Raw genomic sequence first — 22,071 nt, forward strand, 5'->3', positions numbered from 1 at the left:
GCTTATAAAAACCGGGAATCGGAAGCAGGTCAATGTTTTTTGCTCAGCTAACTATAGTCTAACCGATTTTAGATATCGTTTATAAAAGGCATCATTTCATGTTTTTAAATTTAAGAGAATGATTTGTGGTTTAAATTGAGAAGTGAATGTATGGCGTTCTCGCTTTGGTCATTTCGGGGCTCCCTTATCTTTAGTAAATTATCAACCTTAAACTCTGTCAGATAAGTAATGCGTTTCACCTTCTGAAAAAAGAAATGACCCAGGCTTAATGACGAGGTAGTTGATTAGCTGCATATTACTGCTATTATCAGGGGGGTAAAATACAAAGTTCATAAATGCCTTAAGACTGGTCTCAATCAATGTCTTCTTCAAATGGATATAAAATATTAGGATTTAAACCATACCTATCTATGAAATTCTTTCGAGTGAACATCTTGATTTCTTTTAATTCTGAAGGAGTTGGAAACGAAGAGACTTTATATACAGGAATGTGTTCAATATTAATTAACTGCCCTAAATCTGTGGTTATTAAGATATCAAACCCATTTTTTCTGAAAAGTGAATCTATATCGGAAAAGTCCATTACATAAATATTTAGCTTGTTTCCGAAATGATGTTTTAGTACCTCACGAATATAATCTTTCTCTACATATGAACGACAAATTAATGCAGTCTCTATAACCATTTGGTTTTGTTTTCTTAAAATTGAAGCTTGGACCAACATGAATATTTCCAATATTTCTATATTCTCGAAGGAAATAGTAAATTCATCCGATATATATTGTGCTATTTCTTCAATGATTCCGAATAACAGATTGTTTTCAAAATAAGGAACGAATTGTAAAATATTATTTATCCTTGTATCCGTTATTAGCTGAAAGTCAAACGATATCCCACGAAGGGTTTGCGCAAATTCGTACATGAAAATATCATCCTGGGAAACATCCAACCCAATCTTCGTTGATAAATTACTTAAAAAGTGACTTAAAGGCTTACCGCTATCCGAATTAAGTTTGGAACGAATGTAACGAAGCTCTTGGGTACGATTTAAAGACATTTCTTCGCTCATTAGATATAAGGAAAAAAATAAAATTTCCTGTATCTGTTTCTCCCTATTTGGACATTTCACCATGAATTTGAATAGTTTCTTTGATATATCAAATGCTTTGGTTGTTTCATTTTCATCTATAACAACTTTTTGGAATGTCACAAAACAATTGTGGGTTATTCGAATGTTAGAGATATGCAGGATTATCGCTAATCTTTGAATGGCACCCATGTGTAAAGATGTTGCATGTTCCTTCAATAACTCCAGTAGAGTGTCTTGAAAATCCTTAAGATTAAAAGATGTAATAAAATCGCTTAAATTGCCTGACATATACTCTACATACTGCATGATGAATCGCCTTACCTTTTTTTCATCACCAATAATTTTAAACGGACTATTTGATAATTGAACTTCGGCATTTTTTAATACCTCTTCTATTTTCTCTAACTGTCGGTATACTGTGGAGCGACTGATATGCACGTTTTGAGTAATATACTTTATCGTCACTCCATTGTTAAAAAGTATCAATTCCAAGGTTTGAAAATAGGTATTTTCACTTTTCAGATGAAACCAAAGTTCTTCCAGAGTGCCGTGTTTAGGTTTCATTAATCTTACACCCTGGACTTCATTCTTTTCGATTTTCCATTGAGGCGGGAGATTTGAACTCATATGTAATATATCCCGCCATAATGTGCTTTTCGAATAACCTGTTTTTTTTGATAGTTCTGTTAAACTGCACCAGTTATCTTCATAAAATAAATGATACAGCAGTTTTGAATAACGATCATTAAATCGATTCATACAATCACCTTTAAAATTTATTGATTTTCAAATCTTCTTATAAAACGATTAATATACACGTTGAGCATTAATGCCTAACATTTATAATTTTCACACACTTTTTTTTAAAAATAACAGAAAACGCACACTACTTACTACCCGAATTTACCATAATTTCATTCCATTTACGTTTCATATGTGGTACAAGGGAATCATTTTTTGAAACTTATTTTTGATGACATCAAATACTATCAACAAGCTTTGTATAGTTGTAAGGTTTAAAACGATTAATGTAGTTAGTAATAAGCCCCAAATTAGCAATGAAGCATTTCATTTTAGAAACAATTCCTTTCGGAAGATCAATCGTTAAGCAATAATGGTTTTCTTTAAAGCTTTCATTTGTTCATGACAAAAAAACACCTCATAATTTATAGAGGATCTGAAGAGAGCACACTTTAAAAGAATGCAGTGCCTACTTTTTAATTGATCACGGTGAATAAATAAAAACAAACGAAAGAAAAAGACTGTCTGGAATTTCTCCACAGCCTGACCAACCTCCAGGCGGGTGTGTCAAATCATTCTATTCAACAACCGTTACTCATCAATTTCCATAATGGGATCCCTTTTGGGATTCTCTACATAAGCGGTATCTGTCTTTATCAAATGGGATATATGTGCTAATTCGTATTTCTCATGCTTAGCATCAAAGGAAAGAAGCTCGACTTTTACATCATTTCTATAGATGTAAATAATTTTATATTCTCTTGATTTATAAATCACTTTATCACCTATCTTCATAAGCACGCTCATTTCTAATGTAGATTAATAAGGCTTCCAGGATGTTCAAGAGATTATCATCCAGGGTCTTCCTTATCATAAATGATGGTATGCAGCTCTATCGCTTTTATATTTTCAACTAGTCTTTTTCTTGTAAGCTCAATCTCTCTGAAATTCAAACCATTTCGTTTATTGGATAAACATACTAGATTGTCGATATCTTGATAAATCTGTTTAAACGCCATTCTCATATTTTGGTTTGCCTCCTTTTCATTGTAAGGAAGGTTACTTTTAATGGGTCCATTTGTTCCTCTGCTCAATGTAACAGCATGAGACAGTTCCCTTAATGAATTAACTCGCATCACACGGTGAAAGGATCATCGGGCTATTTTGGACGGTTCAAGTACTTCCTTTACAATTGCAACGACCCGCTCTTGATCTTCAAATGTCATGCCCGAACCGGACGGCAAACATAAACCTTGTTCGAATAACCTACTTGAAATGCTTTTATCGCCGCTTTCTGTAAAAAATGCTCCATTTTTAAAAACAGGCTGTAAATGTAATGGTTTCCATACTGGTCTGGACTCAATATTTCCTGCTTCTAACGCATTAATCACGTCAATGCATCGTACTCCATTGATTTTATCGTCTATTGTCAATGCTGTAAGCCAGCGATTCCCCTCCGTATCTTTTAACTCAGGCATGAAGGTAATGCCAGGTATGTTTCCCAACGATTTTTTATACCTTTCAAAAATTTCTCTCCGAACTTTTACACGGTCATCCAATACTTCTAGTTGGGCGCGACCGATTCCAGCTAGAATATTGCTTAAACGATAGTTATATCCTATCGAGCTATGCTGATAGTGAAGTGCTGGATCACGTGCTTGTGTAGATAGAAAGAGAGCCCTATGTAAATATTCCTCGTTATTTGAAACCAGCATGCCCCCACCGGAAGTTGTTATGATTTTATTTCCATTAAACGAGTAAATCCCCATGTCACCAAAAGCTCCTGTTTGCTTCCCCTTGTAAGTGCCGCCAAGGGATTCTGCCGCATCCTCTATTAATGCAACCTTATATTTCCCGCAAATGCTCTTGATCTCATCCACCTTTGCACTCTGTCCGAATAGATGGACCAAAATGACGGCTTTTGGAATTTCCCCCTTTTTCCTACCATATTCCAAAGCCAGTTCCAATGCCTTAGGTGACATATTCCATGTATCAGATTCGGAATCAATAAAAACAGGCCTCGCCCCTTGATAGATGATAGGATTTGCAGTTGCTATGAAAGTTAATGAAGAACAGAATACGGTATCACCATTGGTGACTCCCAAGACTTGCAATGCCAAATGGATGGCCGCAGTTCCTGAACTTACTGCCAATGCCCCCTTAGTGCCTGCATATTTGGCAAATTCCACTTCCAAAGCTTTTACGTTCGGCCCAAGTGGTGCTATCCAATTTGTCTCGAATGCTTGGCTAATGTACATTTGTTCCTTCCCACTCATATGAGGAGGCGAAAGATACAATCTTTTATTCTCCATCCCACACACTCCTTATTTTATTATCCTAGCTGGGGAACCCACAGCGGTTGATGCATCAGGAATGTCCTTAATGACGGTTGACCCGGCTCCAACCGTACACCATTCCCCTATCGTTGTGTTTGGTATGGCCGTAGATCCAGCTCCCATAAAGGTACCAGTCCCAATCTTGACCGCTCCTGTCAGTGTTGCACTTGGTGCTATATGGATAAAGTCATCAAGATGGGTATCATGCTCAATGACTGCAGACGTATTGACAATGACGTGATTCCCCACCCTCGCGCCAGCGTTCAAGACGGCATTAGGCATAATGACCGTTCCTTTACCTATCGAGACATTTTTACCCACTACAGCTGTGGGGTGAATGACTGTCTCATAATCCATTACATCCAAATTCAGCTCGTTTACGATTTTTAATCTTCGATCGTTCCTGCCTATCGCAATAATTACCTTACATTCAAAATGAATAAACAATCTTCTATAGCTTAAGATGGGGCCAAAATATACATTTCCTTTTCTTTTCAGCACTTCGTATTGATCATCTAAAATAGCCATGAGCCGATATTCACCCATTGCTTCAACAATATCTTGAACAACTTTTGAGTGCCCGCCCGCACCGATTATTATGATTTTCTTCAATTAAAATCACTTCTCACATCATCAAATTTGAAGTTTCCTTAAGATCTTCAGAGCCTGGAGAGTTTCTACCTGTTTCCTCCAGATTCAATTTCATTTGAGTTTTGGTAAATCCTCAATAAATATCATTCATCCTATCATCCAACAAATTTTCGGGTTGTTACATGTCCTTCTTGGGTAATGGCTTCTTGTTTACATACCTTAATCAAGGTAAGGTATATGATCTTCATATCCAGTAAAAAGGATTGATTTTCTACGTACCAGACATCAAGCTCAAATTTTTTCTCCCACGAGATAGCATTGCGTCCATTCACTTGGGCCCAACCCGTCATTCCTGGACGGACATCATGCCTCCTAGCTTGTTCGGGAGTATATAATGGGAGATATTCCATTAATAATGGCCGTGGGCCTACAAAACTCACATCACCTTTCAAGACATTGAATAATTGAGGCAATTCATCTAAACTTAATTTTCTAAGTAATTTCCCAAAATCGGTCAATCTCTTCTCATCAGGAACCAAATCCCCATTTTCATCTTTTTCATCCGTCATCGTTCTAAACTTATACAGATAAAATGGTTTGCCATTAAGGCCTGGGCGCTCCTGCTTAAAAATGACAGGTGAACCTAATTTCAAACGGATGAGGATGACGATGAGCAGCAAAAGAAGTGAACTGGATATGAGCGCCAGACAAGATATCATTAATTCAAAAGTCCGTTTCATTTTTTCCTCCCAAATCATCATTGTGTATCGTTATCAAGGAAACGAAGGAATTCTATAGTACGATATATGGAATTCCAGTAATTAATTGCAAATAGCATCTTTTTATTCTTCCTTCTCTTTAACACATTCGAAAAGGTTAATATATTGCGAATTTCATTTCCTCGAAACAACGCAAAATATCAATTTTGCCTGAATCAGTAACACTTGCTTTCCCCTTTTCTGGTGATTGCCATCACCCGGATATGAATCATTATCATGATATGGGAACTTTGTTATTCTTCCTATAATTTGCTAAATTCAACATTCTATCTTTTAATGTTTCTTCGCTCAAGACATCATATGTTGCGATAATATCTTTTATTGCATTCCAATTCACATCTTTCGGTTTTCCTATATGGATTTTCGGATAGACCTGATTTAAGTAAACTTCATCTTCCCCAAGCAATTCCTCGTATAATTTTTCTCCTGGCCGAATTCCAGTATAGGTTATCCCAATGTCTTCAACGTTGTAACCTGACAGTTGGATAAGCTTTTTAGCGAAATCGATAATTTTTACAGGTTCGCCCATATCAAGTACGAATACCTCTCCGCCCTTGGCCAGTACTCCTGCCTGAATGACTAATCTCGAAGCTTCCGGAATCGTCATGAAATAGCGAGTCATATCCGGATGGGTGACTGTCAAAGGTCCCCCTTTCTTTATTTGTTTTTTAAAGAGTGGGATGACGCTGCCGTTACTGCCAAGGACATTTCCAAATCGGACCGTTACAAATTTAGTATGACTCGACAAACTCTTATACTGGATCATCATCTCTGCTAAACATTTAGAGGCACCCATTATACTTGTCGGATTTACGGCTTTATCTGACGAAACCATGACAAAAATATTCACCAAGCCGGCCTCCGATGCCTCCGCAACGTTCATCGTGCCTATCATGTTATTTTTCACTGCTTCTTTTGGGTTTGACTCCATAAGCGGTACATGTTTATGGGCCGCTGCATGATAGACTATATTTGGTTGATGATGTTCAATTACCTGAAACATCCTCCTGCGGTCCTGGATGTCTGCAATTTCGGTCACGATTTCAATAGTGTCTGCATAAGCCTCCCGCAATTCCAATTCGATCGCATAAATGCTGTTTTCACCATGTCCAAGCAATACAATTTTAGCTGGATTATACTTCATGATCTGACGACAGATTTCTGATCCAATTGAACCGCCTGCACCTGTTACTAAAATAGTGCCATCAACAATCTTTTCTATAATCCCTTTATCATCAAGTTGAACGGGTAAGCGACCCAATAGGTCTTCCATCTGGATATCCTGCAATTCATTAATTGGAACCTTACCTTGAACAATCGCTTCCAGGCTAGGTACAATTTGAGTCTTTACGCACGTTTTGGTGCATTCCGAAAAAATGGCATTTATTTCTCCTCTTTTCAAAGAAGGAATCGCAATCACGATATGTTCAATCTTGTATTGCTCGACCACTTGAGAAATATGTTTTGTTGCTGCTACCACTGGTATATTGAAGATTTCTAAACTTAGTTTCGTTTTATCATCATCTACGAATGCAACTGGGACTAATTCTATATTGCTGGATTTTAACAACTGACTCGTTATCATCGTCCCGGCAGATCCAGCACCTACGATCAACGTTCTTTTTTTATTTGGTGATTGCTTCATGTATCGTTCAAAGTAGATTCTCCATGCCAAACGTGAGCACCCAATCATGGCCATATACAGTATCCAAGTAATGAATAGTTCCCTAATATAAAGAAAATGGGTAAAGTATAGCTGAAAGACGGTTGTAACGGTCATAGAAAAGGCCGTCACTTTAAATATATTGAACATTTCCCTGATACTTGCGTATTCCCAAGCCTTTTTATATTGTTTCAAATAAGCAGTAAAGAAATAATGACACAAAAGCAAAATAAGCATACCCGTCAGCGTAAATGCAGGAAGTTCATCATATGGATGTAATAACCAATAACTTAAAAATACAGCTGTCACAACAATCATGGCATCCAGTAAGACTAATGTGAAAAGCCGGTTATAATATGTCAAATCTACTTCTCCCCATATAAATATTTTTAGTCACACAAGAGTTCCTTTACTTTCAACCCGTACAATACATTCTCGGCATTTTCATTAAAGGCGTCGACCATTTCTTGTCCGAAATTCTTTTCAATCAACTTATGTGCTTCCCTGATCTGAAAACCTCTTTTTCCACCATTATGAGCATCAGATGCTATAAAATGAGTAAGACCTGAGTGAACTAAATATTTGGAAAACCTTTTTGTTCTCCAGCCGAATTTACCCGTGATGCTCCCTGCTGTTATTTGTGAATACGCCCCCTTCCAAATTAATTCTTTTAAAAGTTGCGGATTTTTTATTATTTCCAAATTCCTCTCTGGATGAGCGATGATCGGTGTCATCCTTTTCATTTGCAGATCATAAATTAATCGTTCCGTATACCTTGGCACATGGTTTGAAGGTAATTCGAGAAGGATGTACTGGGAACCATTCAAGCCCATGATTTCATTATTATCATAATCATCTGAAAGTTCATCGGATATCCTTATTTCCTGCCCTGGCCATACTTTTAGCGGGATTTCCAGATCATCTAGCACGAGGTTTAGTTTTGCAGTTTCTTTCACGACTTTTTCCTTATCATTTTCATAGATCCCCTTATTATAATGAGGGGTTGCTATTATGTTGGAAATCCCTTGATCTACAGCTTTTCTCGCCATTTCTATGCTTTCCTGGATATTTCCAGCACCGTCATCCATCTTCGGTAAGATATGACTATGAATATCAATCATTGTTATCCCCTCTTTGGCTAACCGCGAATGCTAAATTCATAAAACTTCCAAACTATATATTTTTATCTACCATAGTAGTAATATTCGTCTGGATGCTTTTGTTTTTTCTTATTTAAGATTGCGCCCAGAAGCTTTGCATTTGCATTTTCAAGTAATTCCTTCGCTTTTTTTGCTTGCTGTATTTCCGTTCTTCCGCTGCTGACCACTAAAACAACGCCGTCTGTCATATTCGCTAGTACTTGAGCATCTGTAACTGCATTAACAGGAGGTGTGTCCAGAATTACTAAATCATAATTCAGTTTTGCATCATCCAACACTGTCACCATTCCGTTTGACCCAAGCAACTCCGATGGATTTGGCGGGATGGGCCCACTTGTCAAGACATCCAAATTGGGATAAATGGAAGGTTGTACAGCATCAAGTAATTGATTTTGCTTTGATATGATATTCGTTAACCCCAAGTAGTTCTCCATGTTAAAGTTAGTATGAACACTCGGCTTTCTCAAATCCGCATCTATGATGAGAATGCGTTTCCCTTGCTGAGCAAATACTGCTGCGACATTGATTGAAGTGGTCGATTTTCCTTCACCCGCATTTGCAGAAGTGAAGATCATCGACCGAATGTCTTTTTCCACAGCGGAAAATTGAAGGTTCGTTCGAATTGTCCTATATTGCTCCACAACCGGTGACTTCGATTTTAACATAGAAATACTGCTTCTTTTTTTAATCTCCGTCATTTTATGTCGTTTATTGCGTGTCAAGCTTTTCACCTCTTGAGGTTGTGATTACAGATTTAAAACTTCCGTTTTTTTTTTTATCTTCCACTAAATTAACGATGCCTAGCATCGGGATTTTTAAATGTTCTTCAATATCAGACTCAACTTTGATTGTTTTGTCGAAAAATTCAATCATGAATGTAAGAACTAAACTTATGATCAATCCTGCAAAACATGCAATGATCGTATTCGAGATCGGATTCGGTTTTATGGGTGATGAATTATCTCCTATAGTCGCTTTCGATAAGATATTGACATTGTCCACATTCATAAGCGCTTTTATTTCAACTTGGAATATGTCTGTTATTGCGCTGGCGACATTAACGGCAAATTCAGGGTCAGCACCCTCAACCTTAATGGTGAATATTTGTGAATTCCCATTACTGACGATTTTGATTTGTTCCGACAATGCCGAATTTGAAATATCAAGATTCAGTCGTTCTTTGACTTTTTCTAACATCATCGGACTTTTTATGATCTCGCTGTACGTTTCAATCAATTGAATATTGGTTTGAATCTCACCTACATTGTAAAGTTCTGACTTTTCTTTGGATTGATTGACTAAGATTTGTGTAGAAGCTTGGTAAACAGGTGAAAGAATGAGAAAACTAACGACTCCCGTCATTGCCGTTATAAGGGTTGTGATGATAATGATGAGAACGATGCGTTTTTTTACCATTTGAAAGAGATCTTTTATATTGAGTGTCTCCCTCATTCAATCAACTCCAATCCAACTAAAATACTTTCCGTTTATCCTTTTCTTTTTCTGTTCCTATAATTTTGCGACCTTATCAGAAAGCAGTCCATTTTCCTCCATTACATTCTTGGAATCGAATATTAATGAAGCATTATCATGGACACTTTTCCAGTCAAAACAATTGTGAGGTGTTCCAATGACAACTAAATCGGCTTTTTGAAGAATGTCAGCATCATATTTTTCCACCGGCAGAATCTGTTCATTGATTTGGATATCTTTTGCGTAAGGTTCGATGACGGTTAGATTCTGGACCTTGTTTTGTAATCGTTCAAGTAAGCGGATGACAGGACTTTCCCTTAAATCGCCAATATCACTTTTGTAAGTTGCACCCAAAACCACAATATGGGAGTGTTTCATGAGCTTGTCATTGGCTGCAAGCAGTTCAAGTATGCGCGTATAAGAATAGTGAACCATTCCGTCATTAATATCCCCAGCCAATTCAATCATTTTTGTCCGGTGACCGAATTCTTTTGCTTTATAGAGCAAATAGTATGGATCGACAGGTATGCAATGCCCCCCGACACCAATGCCTGGGGTGAATTTCATGAACCCGTATGGCTTTGAGGAAGCCGCATTGATCGTTTCCCATATATCAATTTCCAGTTCATTGCATAGAACCGTCAATTCATTGACCAAAGCCATGTTAATCCATCGAAAAGTGTTCTCAAAGATTTTGCTTAATTCTGCAACACGAATCCCATTAACACGATGGGCTGTCGGTCCGATAAACATGCACGCTAGATCTGTACAGGTTTCCGTCATCCCCCCGACGATCTTCGGCGTGTTGCTTAAATTAAACTTTTTATTTCCTGGATCTATTCTTTCCGGGGAATAGGCTACAAAAAGATTTTCCCCAATCACATACCCCCTTTCTGTTAATGGTGTACAGATATATTCTTCTGTCGTTCCTGGATATGTTGTACTTTCCAAAATAACCATTGTACCCTCATTCACATGTTCAGCCACAATCCTCCCTACATCCCTCACATACGAGATATCGGGATCCTTCAACTTATTAACTGGGGTAGGAACACAAATTAAAAGGACATGCATCTCTCCAAGCTGCTTCATATCGGTCGTCGCGGTAAATCGCTTTTTGTTAATCAATTCGGTAAGCACGTCATTATCTACATCATTGATATAATTGATTCCGCACTTTAAACTTTCCACCTTTGTCACTGAAACATCGAATCCGGTCACCTTATAACCTTTAGATGCATAATGACAAGCTGTCGGGAGTCCAACATACCCCAATCCAATCACTCCGACTTTAGCCGTCTTGTTCTTTAATTCTCTTTGCAGAGCAGATTGCAGCGAGTATTGAGCTCTTTCTTGATTTACCGCTGTTATCATGATTCAACTCCTCCATTCCACTTATAAAAAACATAACGGTATTTAAAACTAACAAGCCATAATGTAAATTCACCGGACATGTCAATACACAAGATAAACTAGCAATCTTTCAAAACTATTGATCTAAGTCACAAAAACCCAGAAATTCATATTTATGGTCGATTCACTTACTGGAATTTGAACATCCGCTTTGTTTGTTCCATTATTTTTCGTTAGCATTAATAAATTATCATAATTACTTTTGATGCCAGTTCCAGATTTCGAATGAATCGTTCTGTTTTTGGTTCATCCACCTTGTCTGATGAGTACCCCAGCACTAACATCAGTGTTATTCCTTCTTTTTGCGTATTTTAACGCATTCATATAATTAAATTTTTGGTCAGGACTTATTTGGAATCTCCAATTCAAATAATTGCAAGCAGCTAGCAAAATACCATTAAAAAACTTTCCACAACCTCTTTTAGTTTTTAAGAAAATACAAAAATCCCCCGATTGAATTGGCCTTTATCATGGTGCCATTACTCGGGGGAATTCATTTAGCCACGTTTTCAAGAACACATCCTACTTTTTAGAAGCGTCCGCTGTCATATCAGTCACTTTGTCAATAATCCATTCCTGCTTTTCTTTAGTGTCGGTATTCTCATACTGTACCTTGAACGGTCCCTTACCTTCTATCACATAGTATCCATTTCCTTTAACACTTTTGCCAGGTGACAATTGTGTCCCCAAATTATCTCCCGGATAGATTCTAAGTTTTTTATTTTCTTGATTCCATACCGACATTTCAAAAACGTCTACAAATCGTTCTTCTGCCGTTTTATTAGTTGCCTTCAGCTGTAACTGTAAAACCTGTTTCCCTTTTTGCTCTGGATGTTCAAGCTTCAAAGCTTTTTCAATCCGAATACTTACGCCAGATACGCTTTTCTCTTGTCCTGCTTCTTTTTTATCCGTTTCTCCCTTAGCCGAAGTATTCGTTTGCTTTTGCACATTTTTCTGTTCATCCTGGGCTTCTTTTTCTCCTGAAATGCAGCCTGTCAAAAATAAGGTTAAAGTTAATAAACAGAGACCAATACCTCTAAAGCTTCTCTTCAATTTCATGATTCCACCCCTTAAAAAAATATAAATCCTTCTTAAAGAGAGATTCTTCAGTACCTTTTATCTCATTCAATGGACCTCATTACCTTGAAACGAAAAAATACTCAAACACTTTAAGAAGCGTTTTCAAACATGTAAGAAGGACCCACTTCCTATAGGAGAGGCCTTCTTACATCATTATCACATTGATTATTTAACTATTGTTTTTACTACATCCCCTCCGACTACTAGAGGTCCATTGTCAACTTCAATGACATCTCCTGCTTGCAATCTTCGGGTAGCCCCATTATCATCCACAAAAAACCGGCTATAAATTTGGTAGCTTCCATCCGGATTAATGACTCCTGATCCAGTTTGAGTAAGGGAAACCGTTCTCTGTGCTATTCCATTCACTAGCAAACGGAGACTCATAGTTCCCTCCGGTGCTTTGCCCGTAACATAATCTGCATTAGGAGCCACAGGATTCACCTGAAGTTTCTCCGCTTCCTTGATTACAGTAGCATGAGCTTGTAAGTTCGCTGGAGTCCGCATTCCGTAATCAACCGTCACGATATCTCCTGCTTGTAAGGTTATATTATTTCCATTCTCGTCCACCCCAACATACCTGCTGTATATACTGAATGTTCCATCTTCATTGACAGGTGCCGTACGCAGTGCTACGCCATTTACCAGTAAGCGTACGATCGTTGCCCCTTCAGGTGCAGTTCCAGTAATAGTTTGTGCATCTTGATACACAGGATCAACCTTTACAGGTTCACTTGGCATAAACTGCACTACCCTTACAGATGAACTCTCGCTGACATTCCCTGCCGTGTCTGTCAAGGTGACCGTTATTATTGTATTGACAGGTTGATTAGGAATCGCAATTTTGAATTTCCCGTCTGGACCTACAACTCCGGTATATTTCTTGGAACTAATGGTGACGGTCACATTTGCTTCAGGTTCACCGCTTCCTGTTACTTCTTTACTGTTTGTTGTAACTTCATCTAGTTTCGGTGCATTTGGAGCGGTTATATCTTTATCCAATAGATCTTGCGCTTTGTTCAATAAATCTTGCAGACGGTCCTTTTCTGCACCTTCCGGAAGCTTATTGACCGCTTCTTGGGCTTCATCAATCGCCCCTTGATCCGTCGTTCCTTCCAATGTATCGAATTTATCGCCCGTGAACAGATCTTCCACTTTGTTCTTCGCATCGGTTAGGTCTTTTTCTGCCTGTTCTTTTTTGTTCAATAAATCTTTCGCTTTATTCAGTAAATCTTGCAGACGGTCTTTTTCTGCACCTTCAGGAAGCTTATTGACCGCTTCTTGGGCTTCATCAATTGCCCCTTGATCCGTCGTTCCTTCCAATGTATCGAACTTATCGTCCGTGAACAGACCTTCCACTTTGTTCTTCGCATCGGTTAGGTCTTTTTCTGCCTGTTCTTTTTTGTTCATTAAATCTTTCGCTTTGTTCAATAAATCTTGCAGACGGTCCTTTTCTGCACCTTCCGGAAGCTTATTGACCGCTTCTTGGGCTTCATCAATCGTCCCTTGATCCGTCGTTCCTTCCAATGTATCGAATTTATCGTCCGTGAACAGACCTTCCACTTTGTTCTTCGCATCGGTTAGGTCTTTTTCTGCCTGTTCTTTTTTGTTCAATAAATCTTTCGCTTTGTTCAGTAAATCTTGCAGACGGTCTTTTTCTGTACCTTCAGGAAGCTTATTGACCGCTTCTTGGGCTTCATCAATTGCCCCTTGATCCGTCGTTCCTTCCAATGTATCGAACTTATCGTCCGTGAACAGACCTTCCACTTTGTTCTTCGCATCGGTTAGGTCTTTTTCTGCCTGTTCTTTTTTGTTCATTAAATCTTTCGCTTTGTTCAATAAATCTTGCAGACGGTCCTTTTCTGCACCTTCCGGAAGCTTATTGACCGCTTCTTGGGCTTCATCAATCGTCCCTTGATCCGTCGTTCCTTCCAATGTATCGAATTTATCGTCCGTGAACAGACCTTCCACTTTGTTCTTCGCATCGGTTAGGTCTTTTTCTGCCTGTTCTTTTTTGTTCAATAAATCTTTCGCTTTGTTCAGTAAATCTTGCAGACGGTCCTTTTCTGCACCTTCCGGAAGCTTATTGACCGCTTCTTGGGCTTCATCAATCTCCCCTTGATCCGTCGTTCCTTCCAATGTATCGAATTTATCGTCCGTGAACAGATCTTCCACTTTGTTCTTCGCATCGGTTAGGTCTTTTTCTGCTTGCCCACCTACATCTTTTCCTAATTCAATCTTTTTTGTTTTACCAACTTCAATATTGAAATTCTCTGGATTACCACCAATTGATTGAGCTACGTTATACTTATATATCCCTTTCCAAGTAAGATTGCCCCCGGATTTGCCCACATAACTATTTATAGGATCACCTGTCGCACTCGTCCAGAGCTTTAACATGCCTGTATTCATACTCATCTCAAGCGAAGTACTTAAATTATTCAATGCTTGTTTTTTCACTGAGGACAAAACTACATTCTCAGGAGCATTAAAATCAATGGTGGTAGGTTTATTTTCCACTTCCAAGGCATGACCGTCTTCTGTAGTTACATGGAGTTTCGCTTGATCATTGATCTGTGCTGGTCCATAAAGCGAAATCATTGGGTATGAATCCGTACCCGTTCTATTCATTTGTACATCGGCACCGGCATCTACGTTAAAAGACTTGAACATTCCAGTGCTGGTAACTCCTTTTGCTCCATCAAACTTTACCTTTGCATTATTTCCAATCGAAAAATCCCCATCGCCACCTGTCGCATAAAATATTCCATAACCACTTTGATGTGTCGTAATTTCCACATTGGCATTTGGAGCTATCTTAAATTGTGGTTCTTTTGTAATCGACCAAATAAGAGCATAGCCATTATTATGGCTTATTTTAGTTTCACCATCAATCTCCACACTTCCAGTTTCCGCCATCTCTTGAGCGGGTGAGGATCCTGGCACTGTATGGTTATTGATATAAATGTCATTGACTCCTTTGAAAATCGCGCTACCGTTGCGGTTCCAGATTAGTTGAGGTCCGCTGTAATTTACATTTTCGAATATTTGCTCTACATTTTTTGTTACATCATGTATTGTAATGAAACCATAATAATTCTTTCCTTTAATATCCAGGTTCTTCACATGGACACTGCTTAATATATTACCATTCGCATAAATGCCACCTGATGCTCCTACAGCTCCCGTTTCCGATAATGTATGGTGATTTCCCTCTATCACGATTTTTGATTTTTCCGGGTTTATTTTAATCGATCCGCTTATATCCATGCTTTGTCCAAGATGGATCGTCGTAATTCCATTATCAGCCTCTAATGCAGCCTTTAACTCTTGAAAATTATTGACGACTGCTTCATTTGCCATCAATTTTGAAGCAGCTTTTACCGGAGATTTGGTTTCAGATGTTTGTGTACGTGCTTCTTGAGTTGACACCTCAGACCCTTGTGAATCAGAACTATCCACATTCTTTGGTACGGATAGTTCTTCAGCTGCAAATCCTGCACTTGGCATTAATAGAGAACTTGCTAAAAGAAATGATGTTGTCATAACGTTAATAGGTTTTAACATTTTACTTTTCTTCATAAATGAACCGCTCCTCTAGATATTGATTTTACTTACAAGATTAATAGTACTTTTTTTCGACAAGTACTTCGTTCCAATAATGATTCATAAAAAATCATTTTAGGGACCATATTAGAGCATTAAAGGTCAATTTTAATGTGATAATTTTCATTTATGGTGGGTTTAAACGAACCTGCATTTTATAAAACACCTTTTAAACACGATAAAACTACATGTTACTTTTAGGGGGGGTGCAATCATAATGATCACATAACTAAAAATGTGATAAGAGAAACCGTTGATTTCCCTTATCACATAGATTTATCCTATTTGGTTATTATTTTCTTTCCCTGAATCGTTTCTTCTATTATCCTGTTAATCATTTTATCCAGTTCCGCCTGCATTATGTGGACATATCATCCAGCTCATAAGCGGAGACTTGGTACGCAGCCATGGCTCTTTCCCCCGTGACCGCTATATACCACTTTTACTTTTATTCACCCTTTTTTATGGGCACTTTTAAGAAAGGTTAGTGCCGTTATTAAAATGAGGATGATTTTCAGCGTATTTATCTCTTGTTCATTTAATAAAAGATACATCAAGAATAAGACTAAAAAGGCTTGAATGAAATAGTTCCTATATTTCAATAGGGCGGACCAAGTTTGTGATACCCATAGTAAAAATATGTTAAATTGCTTCGACATCATCCTTCTCCTTTTTCATGATGTTGATATCATCTAGATTTATATTCTGGCATCATTATATACAAATAGGTGAGTGGCGGTATTTCACAAAATGAAATCATTCGTTCAGAAAAGAAATGCAGTTCATTTTAATAATTGGCACTTTGCTCAATTTGTTATTTTAGATTTTGAAAATGTTGGTGCAGCTTAGAGAGCGGCTGATTTTTCTATAGAGGAATTAGTTTGGATAAAATTATATAGGGATAAATAGGAAAAGTGGGCATCGAAGATAAAATCGAATGGCTTCAGAAAGAACAGACTTCCTTCTATTCAATCAGGAGAAATGAAAAAACAGCCCGCCCCTAGGGACATAGGGAACAGGCAGCCTGAGTGGTTAACCAAGACACAATGTTTTGGAACCGCTCAGTGCATCGGGTCTTCTTTTACGATGGGGTTTTGGGGAAGTTTCCTCACTGCTACTTTATTTTATGATATATACACAATCATATCGTTCCAAAAATGAAATGAGACAAACCATTTTTCATATTGTGCTCCCGAAGAAATCATCAAACCGGTAATAAGGATTGGACCTGAGTGTCATGAACGTAAAAACAATAATTTTATATTCTGAATGTATGGACAAATATGTTAGGAATATCTTTCATTTATCATTACAGGCGTTACTTTCAGCAGCCATCACACTTTGTGGAACTGAATATTTAACATTAGATTGAACGGTAAATAAAAAATTGTAGGGAGAATGACGTTTCCCTACAATCCAGAACTAGCGCGTTTCTTTATGCATACTTCTTACTTTCCTCATCTTTAAAAAAGCTCTTCATTGCATGGAAAACGTCAGCCTTTTGCTTAAGAATATAATACCTGAATTTTTCATTATCGATATTTTTATAAGCTGTCATCAATGTTGAATGACGATTGTATTGATTGACTTCCCCATACCCGAACATATTGGAAACCTTCATGAGTTCTTCAACAAGCTTCACGCATCGGACGTTATCTGATGTTAGGTTATCACCATCGGAAAAGTGGAACGGATAGATATTAAACTTCGCGGGGTCATATTTATGATCAATAAGTTCTAATGCTTTTCGGTATACGGACGAACAAATCGTACCGCCGCTTTCCCCTTTTGAAAAGAAATCCTCTTCCGGAACAACCTTCGCTTCTGTATGATGGGCAATGAACTCGATTTCCACCGTTTCATATTTTGTCCGCAAGAAACGGTTCATCCAAAAGAAAAAGCTTCGAGCCATATATTTTTCCCATAACCCCATACTTCCGGAAGTATCCATCATTGCCAGTACAACTGCTTTGGAATCAGGTTTCTGGATCTCATTCCAGGTTTTGAATTTAAAGTCTTCCTTATAAATAGGATGAAAACCTGGGTTCCCCGTTAAGGCGTTCCTTTTGAAAGCCGATATCATCGTTTTCTTTTTATCGATATTTCCCATTAGGCCTGTCTTGCGGATATCGTTGAATTCGATGTGTTCAAGCGTGTGCTCCGCATGTTCTTTCTTCTGAAGATTAGGGAGTTCCAATTGACTGAACAGGGCTTCCTCCAATTCCATCATCGACACTTCGGCTTCATAATAATCCTCACCGGCCTTGTCACCTGCACCTTGGCCCTTACCGGCTCCGGCATCGGAAGGTGATCCATCCCTTGCGACCACATCACCCACTTTACTGTCCCCATCGCCTTGCCCTACATGTTTGTTTTTATCATAGTTATAACGAATTTTGTATTCATCCAAGGAGCGAATGGGAATCTTGATTACATCCCGGCCATTGGACATTACGATGCTTTCTTCTGAAATTAGATCAGGCAAATTATTCTTGATCGCTTCCTGCACCTTTTCCTGATGACGTTGTTGATCATCATAACCTTTCCGATGGAGGGACCAATTTTCCTGTGAGATAACATACTGTTGATTACTCTCTTCCGACATTCTCTTCCCCCCTTAAAAATGTTTGCACGCTTTTCATCATTCCTTCATATAATAAGTTAGTGTGGGAATGCCCACATCATTCCGATTTTCCAATGAAAAATACAGTGCGAAAAAACGGATTAAAAGAAAAGTATTACTCTATCTTATGCAGCGATGCGGGATAATTTACAACTAAATTCAATAATGGATGTTTGCCTACGAACTAGACAAGTCCAGACAAGGGCGTTATCGGTGCTTTAAGGTTTTTATTCTAAATCTTACTGATAAATAAGTATTTTAAGAAAAAGAACAGACTTGATGATTATCATGTTTGTTCTTTTTCAAAATAGGTTTTATTTGTCGGATTATAGGACTTAAAGAACTTTGCCACGTCATTGATCTGCAAAACACATCATTAAAAAGAAATGACACAACAAAAAGGGTGTTCCAGTAGTTTTTCTGGACACCCCTTTTAAACAGATAGAATGATTCTGGTTGTAATTTTCGTCAATCTTTATCTTCCTCTAAATCATGTTGAACTGTACCTGGGCGTTTATCCCACTTTTTCAATTCTTCATTCGTCCTTTGATTTTCCATCTGCTTTCCAAGTTCTTTCATCTCTTCATAGTCCTTAGCCATGGAGCTATTTTCCGGCACATGTTCTTTTTTCAATTCCTCTTTACTCATTTGCCATCACCTCTACTTATTGATACCCAATATTTCCAAATCCAAAACGTAACATATCTATTGGAAATATGGGGTATAGATAAAACATTATGAGCAAATGTGAGGAGGTGCAAGAAGTATGCAAACAACTACCCTTTATGTAAAGGAAGCAACATCAGAAGGCCCGATTTTAAATCTGGAGTCCATACTTTTGAAAACGGAAGGTGTGGAACGTGCGATCATCGATGTTGATGATGGGGAAATTAAAATCGATCATAGCGAAGAAAAACTATCACCGAATCAACTTATTACACTTATTGAGCAGTATGGCTTGAATGTAACTAAATAAAAATCAAAAGCACCGGGCTCCCTTCCATTCTGCAGGGCCCGGTGCTTTGTTTGGTTCATTATTCCTCATTCCTTGTAAAGGCCCCCTTTAGAACCATCAAAAAATGCATGTTTTCAATGGGAAATTCAGAATTGAAAGGAATTGTTTAGATTTCCTCTAATCCATTTTTCAAGCACCCCGCCTTCCGCGAAAAAGGATAAACCCCTGCCCGATATGGGCAGGGGCAAAAAATTATGAATTACCGATTTAACAAGCTTCCCACATAGCGCAGCAAATCATTGGCTGAAGTCGAATTATATCCGTGCTCGTCGATAAGTCTCGTGATGACCTCGTTCACTTTCTTCAGTTGCCTTTCGTCTGGTGTCTTCGTTGATGTAGTGATCTTAACGACATCCTTCAGATCCGCGAATAGTTTTTTCTGGATCGCTTCCCGTAAACGATCATGGGAATTATAATCGAATCGCTTCCCTTTACGCGCATATGCAGAAATGCGAATCAATATTTCTTCGCGGAATGCTTTTTTCGCATTCTCGGATATTCCAATTTGCTCTTCTATCGAGCGCATCAATTTTTCATCAGGGTTGATTTCCTCCCCAGTCAATGGGTCGCGCAGCCTTGATTTATTGCAATATGCTTCTACATTATCAAGGTAGTTATCCATGAGGATTTTCGCCGACTCTTCGTACGAATAAACAAATGCCTTTTGCACTTCATTTTTTGCAATGGCATCGTATTCTTTACGTGCCAGCGAAATGAAATTCAAATACCTCTCCCGAAGTTCGTTCGTTATGGACGGATGCTGGTCAAGTCCTGCCTTTAATGACATAAGTACATCCAATGCATTAATGGACGGATTTTCCTTACGAATGATCGTAGAGGAAATTCGGTTAATCACGTAACGCGGATCGATTCCGCTCATGCCTTCGTCCTGATATTCTTTTTTCAATTCATTGATGTCCGCGGAATTAAATCCTTCGACATTTTCCCCATCATAAAGCCTCATCTTTTTCACTAAATCGATATCGCCCTTTTTGGGATCCTTCAGGCGGGTCATGATGCTGAAGATTGCCGCCACCCTTAATGTATGCGGGGCTATATGAACATCCGAGACATCACTTTCACGGATCATTTTTTCATAAATCTTTTCTTCCTCGGTAACCTTAAGATTATATGGAATAGGCATGACAATGATACGGGAATGCAATGCTTCATTTTTCTTGTTGGAAATGAACGCTTTATACTCCGTTTCATTCGTATGAGCCACAATGAGTTCATCTGCACTGATCAATGCAAAACGGCCTGCTTTAAAATTCCCCTCTTGTGTCAATGATAGCAAATGCCATAAGAACTTCTCATCACATTTCAGCATCTCCTGGAACTCCATCATCCCGCGGTTCGCCTTGTTCAGCTCTCCATCAAAGCGATAGGCACGCGGATCTGATTCCGATCCGTATTCGGCAATGGTCGAAAAATCGATGCTGCCCGTCAAATCAGCAATATCCTGTGACTTAGGGTCTGAAGGACTGAATGTTCCAATTCCAACACGTTTATCCTCTGAAAGGAAAATACGCTCGACCATCACGTCTTCAATCCTGCTTCCATACTCCTGTTCTAACCTCATTACATTCAGCGGCGATAGGTTCCCTTCAATCCGGATGCCATATTCTTCATAAAAATCATCCCGTAAATACTGCGGAATGAGATGCAGTGGATCTTCATGCATCGGGCATCCTTTTATTGCATAAATCGCACCAGAGTCTTTTAATGAATAATTTTCAAGTCCACGCTTCAGTAAAGAAACGAGTGTGGACTTCCCACCTGACACCGGACCCATGAGAAGCAATATTCGCTTACGGACATCAAGCCGCTTTGCAGCCGGATGGAAATATTCCTCGATGAGCCTTTCCAGTGAATCCTCTAGGCCAAACAACTGACCGCTGAAAAAATTGTATTTCTTTGTCCCATTTACTTCTTCTATCCCTGCATCTCTGATCATGTTGTATACACGTGAATGAGCAGATTGAGCAACTAAAGGCGTTTCTTTCAATATTTCTAAGTACTCTGCGAAGGTGCCTTCCCACTTCAGCTTCTGTTCATCTTCTCTAAATTTTTCGATTTTCTTTAAAATATCCATTAAGGAACCTCCCCCTGTCACTTTCAGAGAATACTTAAATCTATGCTCCAAGTCTGACAAACATGTCAGACTTTAAAAAGTGGTCAGGGATTGTTTCGAATCCCCCTGCATCGAAAAAGGCTTAATCATTGAGAATTGGCGATAAATAAGCTGACAGGAAAATTTGTGTGCACTCCTGCTAAAAATTAGGGTATACTAAGCCTATACTTAAGTGGGACAATATGGGTAAAGGAGGTTATAACATGGGCACAGTTATTATCGTTGGAGTTGCCATTACATTTTTAGCCGCTATCTTCACTGCCGGATATGAAGATAAACCAGGTGTGAAATAAAAAAAACAGCCTTTTCTTAAATTCAAAAAGGGGGACAGCAAATTAAATTTGCCGTCCCCCTTTTTGTGTCCTCA

18 protein-coding genes are annotated in these 22,071 nt (G+C 38.4%); 1 reads left to right on the top strand and 17 read right to left on the bottom strand.

Going from position 1 to position 22,071, the window contains the following annotated elements:
- Window positions 1-352: 352 nt before the first annotated feature.
- From ACQKNS_RS08275 to ACQKNS_RS08350, 16 genes are all read right to left on the bottom strand, one after another.
- The gene (locus ACQKNS_RS08275) at window positions 353-1,654 is read right to left on the bottom strand and encodes a helix-turn-helix domain-containing protein (protein WP_427641985.1); all 1,302 of its coding nucleotides are present in this window, start codon (window positions 1,652-1,654) and stop codon (window positions 353-355) included.
- Window positions 1,655-2,422: 768 nt separating this feature from the next.
- A complete protein-coding gene (locus ACQKNS_RS08280) occupies window positions 2,423-2,626 on the bottom strand; it encodes a hypothetical protein (RefSeq protein WP_427641986.1) in 204 nt (67 codons plus the stop codon).
- Window positions 2,627-2,682: 56 nt separating this feature from the next.
- On the bottom strand, window positions 2,683-2,856 hold the full coding sequence (locus tag ACQKNS_RS08285) for a hypothetical protein (protein ID WP_427641987.1): 174 nt from the start codon (window positions 2,854-2,856) through the stop codon (window positions 2,683-2,685).
- A 126-nt stretch (window positions 2,857-2,982) separates the two neighbouring features.
- Window positions 2,983-4,143 (bottom strand): DegT/DnrJ/EryC1/StrS family aminotransferase, encoded by a 1,161-nt coding sequence (locus ACQKNS_RS08290; protein WP_427641988.1) that lies wholly within the window; start codon window positions 4,141-4,143, stop codon window positions 2,983-2,985.
- A gap of 12 nt (window positions 4,144-4,155) precedes the next feature.
- A complete protein-coding gene (locus ACQKNS_RS08295; RefSeq protein WP_427641989.1) occupies window positions 4,156-4,779 on the bottom strand; it encodes an acetyltransferase in 624 nt (207 codons plus the stop codon).
- Window positions 4,780-4,913: 134 nt separating this feature from the next.
- Window positions 4,914-5,498 (bottom strand): sugar transferase, encoded by a 585-nt coding sequence (locus ACQKNS_RS08300; RefSeq protein WP_427641990.1) that lies wholly within the window; start codon window positions 5,496-5,498, stop codon window positions 4,914-4,916.
- 253 nt (window positions 5,499-5,751) lie between these two features.
- On the bottom strand, window positions 5,752-7,563 hold the full coding sequence (locus tag ACQKNS_RS08305) for a polysaccharide biosynthesis protein (protein WP_427641991.1): 1,812 nt from the start codon (window positions 7,561-7,563) through the stop codon (window positions 5,752-5,754).
- 26 nt (window positions 7,564-7,589) lie between these two features.
- Window positions 7,590-8,321, bottom strand: a complete 732-nt coding sequence (locus ACQKNS_RS08310) for a tyrosine-protein phosphatase (RefSeq protein ID WP_427641992.1) — start codon at window positions 8,319-8,321, stop codon at window positions 7,590-7,592.
- Window positions 8,322-8,383: 62 nt separating this feature from the next.
- A complete protein-coding gene (locus ACQKNS_RS08315) occupies window positions 8,384-9,091 on the bottom strand; it encodes a CpsD/CapB family tyrosine-protein kinase (protein ID WP_427641993.1) in 708 nt (235 codons plus the stop codon).
- Window positions 9,069-9,812 carry a YveK family protein gene (locus ACQKNS_RS08320; RefSeq protein WP_427641994.1) on the bottom strand — a complete coding sequence of 248 codons (744 nt, stop codon included), beginning with the start codon at window positions 9,810-9,812 and terminating at the stop codon, window positions 9,069-9,071. Before ACQKNS_RS08320 ends, ACQKNS_RS08315 begins: the two co-directional genes overlap by 23 nt.
- 57 nt (window positions 9,813-9,869) lie before the next feature.
- The gene (locus tag ACQKNS_RS08325) at window positions 9,870-11,207 is read right to left on the bottom strand and encodes a nucleotide sugar dehydrogenase (RefSeq protein WP_427641995.1); all 1,338 of its coding nucleotides are present in this window, start codon (window positions 11,205-11,207) and stop codon (window positions 9,870-9,872) included.
- Between the two features lie 561 nt (window positions 11,208-11,768).
- Window positions 11,769-12,305: a hypothetical protein gene (locus tag ACQKNS_RS08330; RefSeq protein WP_427641996.1), complete on the bottom strand. Its 537-nt coding sequence runs from the start codon at window positions 12,303-12,305 to the stop codon at window positions 11,769-11,771.
- A gap of 186 nt (window positions 12,306-12,491) precedes the next feature.
- Window positions 12,492-15,908 (bottom strand): toxin Cry1Ac domain D-VI-related protein, encoded by a 3,417-nt coding sequence (locus ACQKNS_RS08335; protein WP_427641997.1) that lies wholly within the window; start codon window positions 15,906-15,908, stop codon window positions 12,492-12,494.
- Window positions 15,909-16,384: 476 nt separating this feature from the next.
- On the bottom strand, window positions 16,385-16,591 hold the full coding sequence (locus ACQKNS_RS08340; RefSeq protein WP_427641998.1) for a hypothetical protein: 207 nt from the start codon (window positions 16,589-16,591) through the stop codon (window positions 16,385-16,387).
- A 776-nt stretch (window positions 16,592-17,367) separates the two neighbouring features.
- Window positions 17,368-18,537 (bottom strand): sporulation protein YhbH, encoded by a 1,170-nt coding sequence (gene yhbH, locus ACQKNS_RS08345; protein ID WP_076367698.1) that lies wholly within the window; start codon window positions 18,535-18,537, stop codon window positions 17,368-17,370.
- 486 nt (window positions 18,538-19,023) lie between these two features.
- On the bottom strand, window positions 19,024-19,203 hold the full coding sequence (locus tag ACQKNS_RS08350) for a hypothetical protein (protein ID WP_427641999.1): 180 nt from the start codon (window positions 19,201-19,203) through the stop codon (window positions 19,024-19,026).
- Window positions 19,204-19,321: 118 nt separating this feature from the next.
- On the opposite strand from ACQKNS_RS08350, the gene ACQKNS_RS08355 reads away from it, so the two are divergent.
- A complete protein-coding gene (locus ACQKNS_RS08355; RefSeq protein ID WP_034315156.1) occupies window positions 19,322-19,531 on the top strand; it encodes a metal ABC transporter ATPase in 210 nt (69 codons plus the stop codon).
- 238 nt (window positions 19,532-19,769) lie between these two features.
- Here ACQKNS_RS08355 and ACQKNS_RS08360 read toward each other — a convergent pair whose 3' ends face one another.
- Window positions 19,770-21,665 carry a PrkA family serine protein kinase gene (locus tag ACQKNS_RS08360; protein ID WP_251437263.1) on the bottom strand — a complete coding sequence of 632 codons (1,896 nt, stop codon included), beginning with the start codon at window positions 21,663-21,665 and terminating at the stop codon, window positions 19,770-19,772.
- Window positions 21,666-22,071 lie beyond the last annotated feature (406 nt).

It is taken from the genome of Peribacillus sp. NPDC094092 (genome assembly GCF_050279365.1).
In the GTDB taxonomy this organism is placed as follows: domain Bacteria; phylum Bacillota; class Bacilli; order Bacillales; family DSM-1321; genus Peribacillus.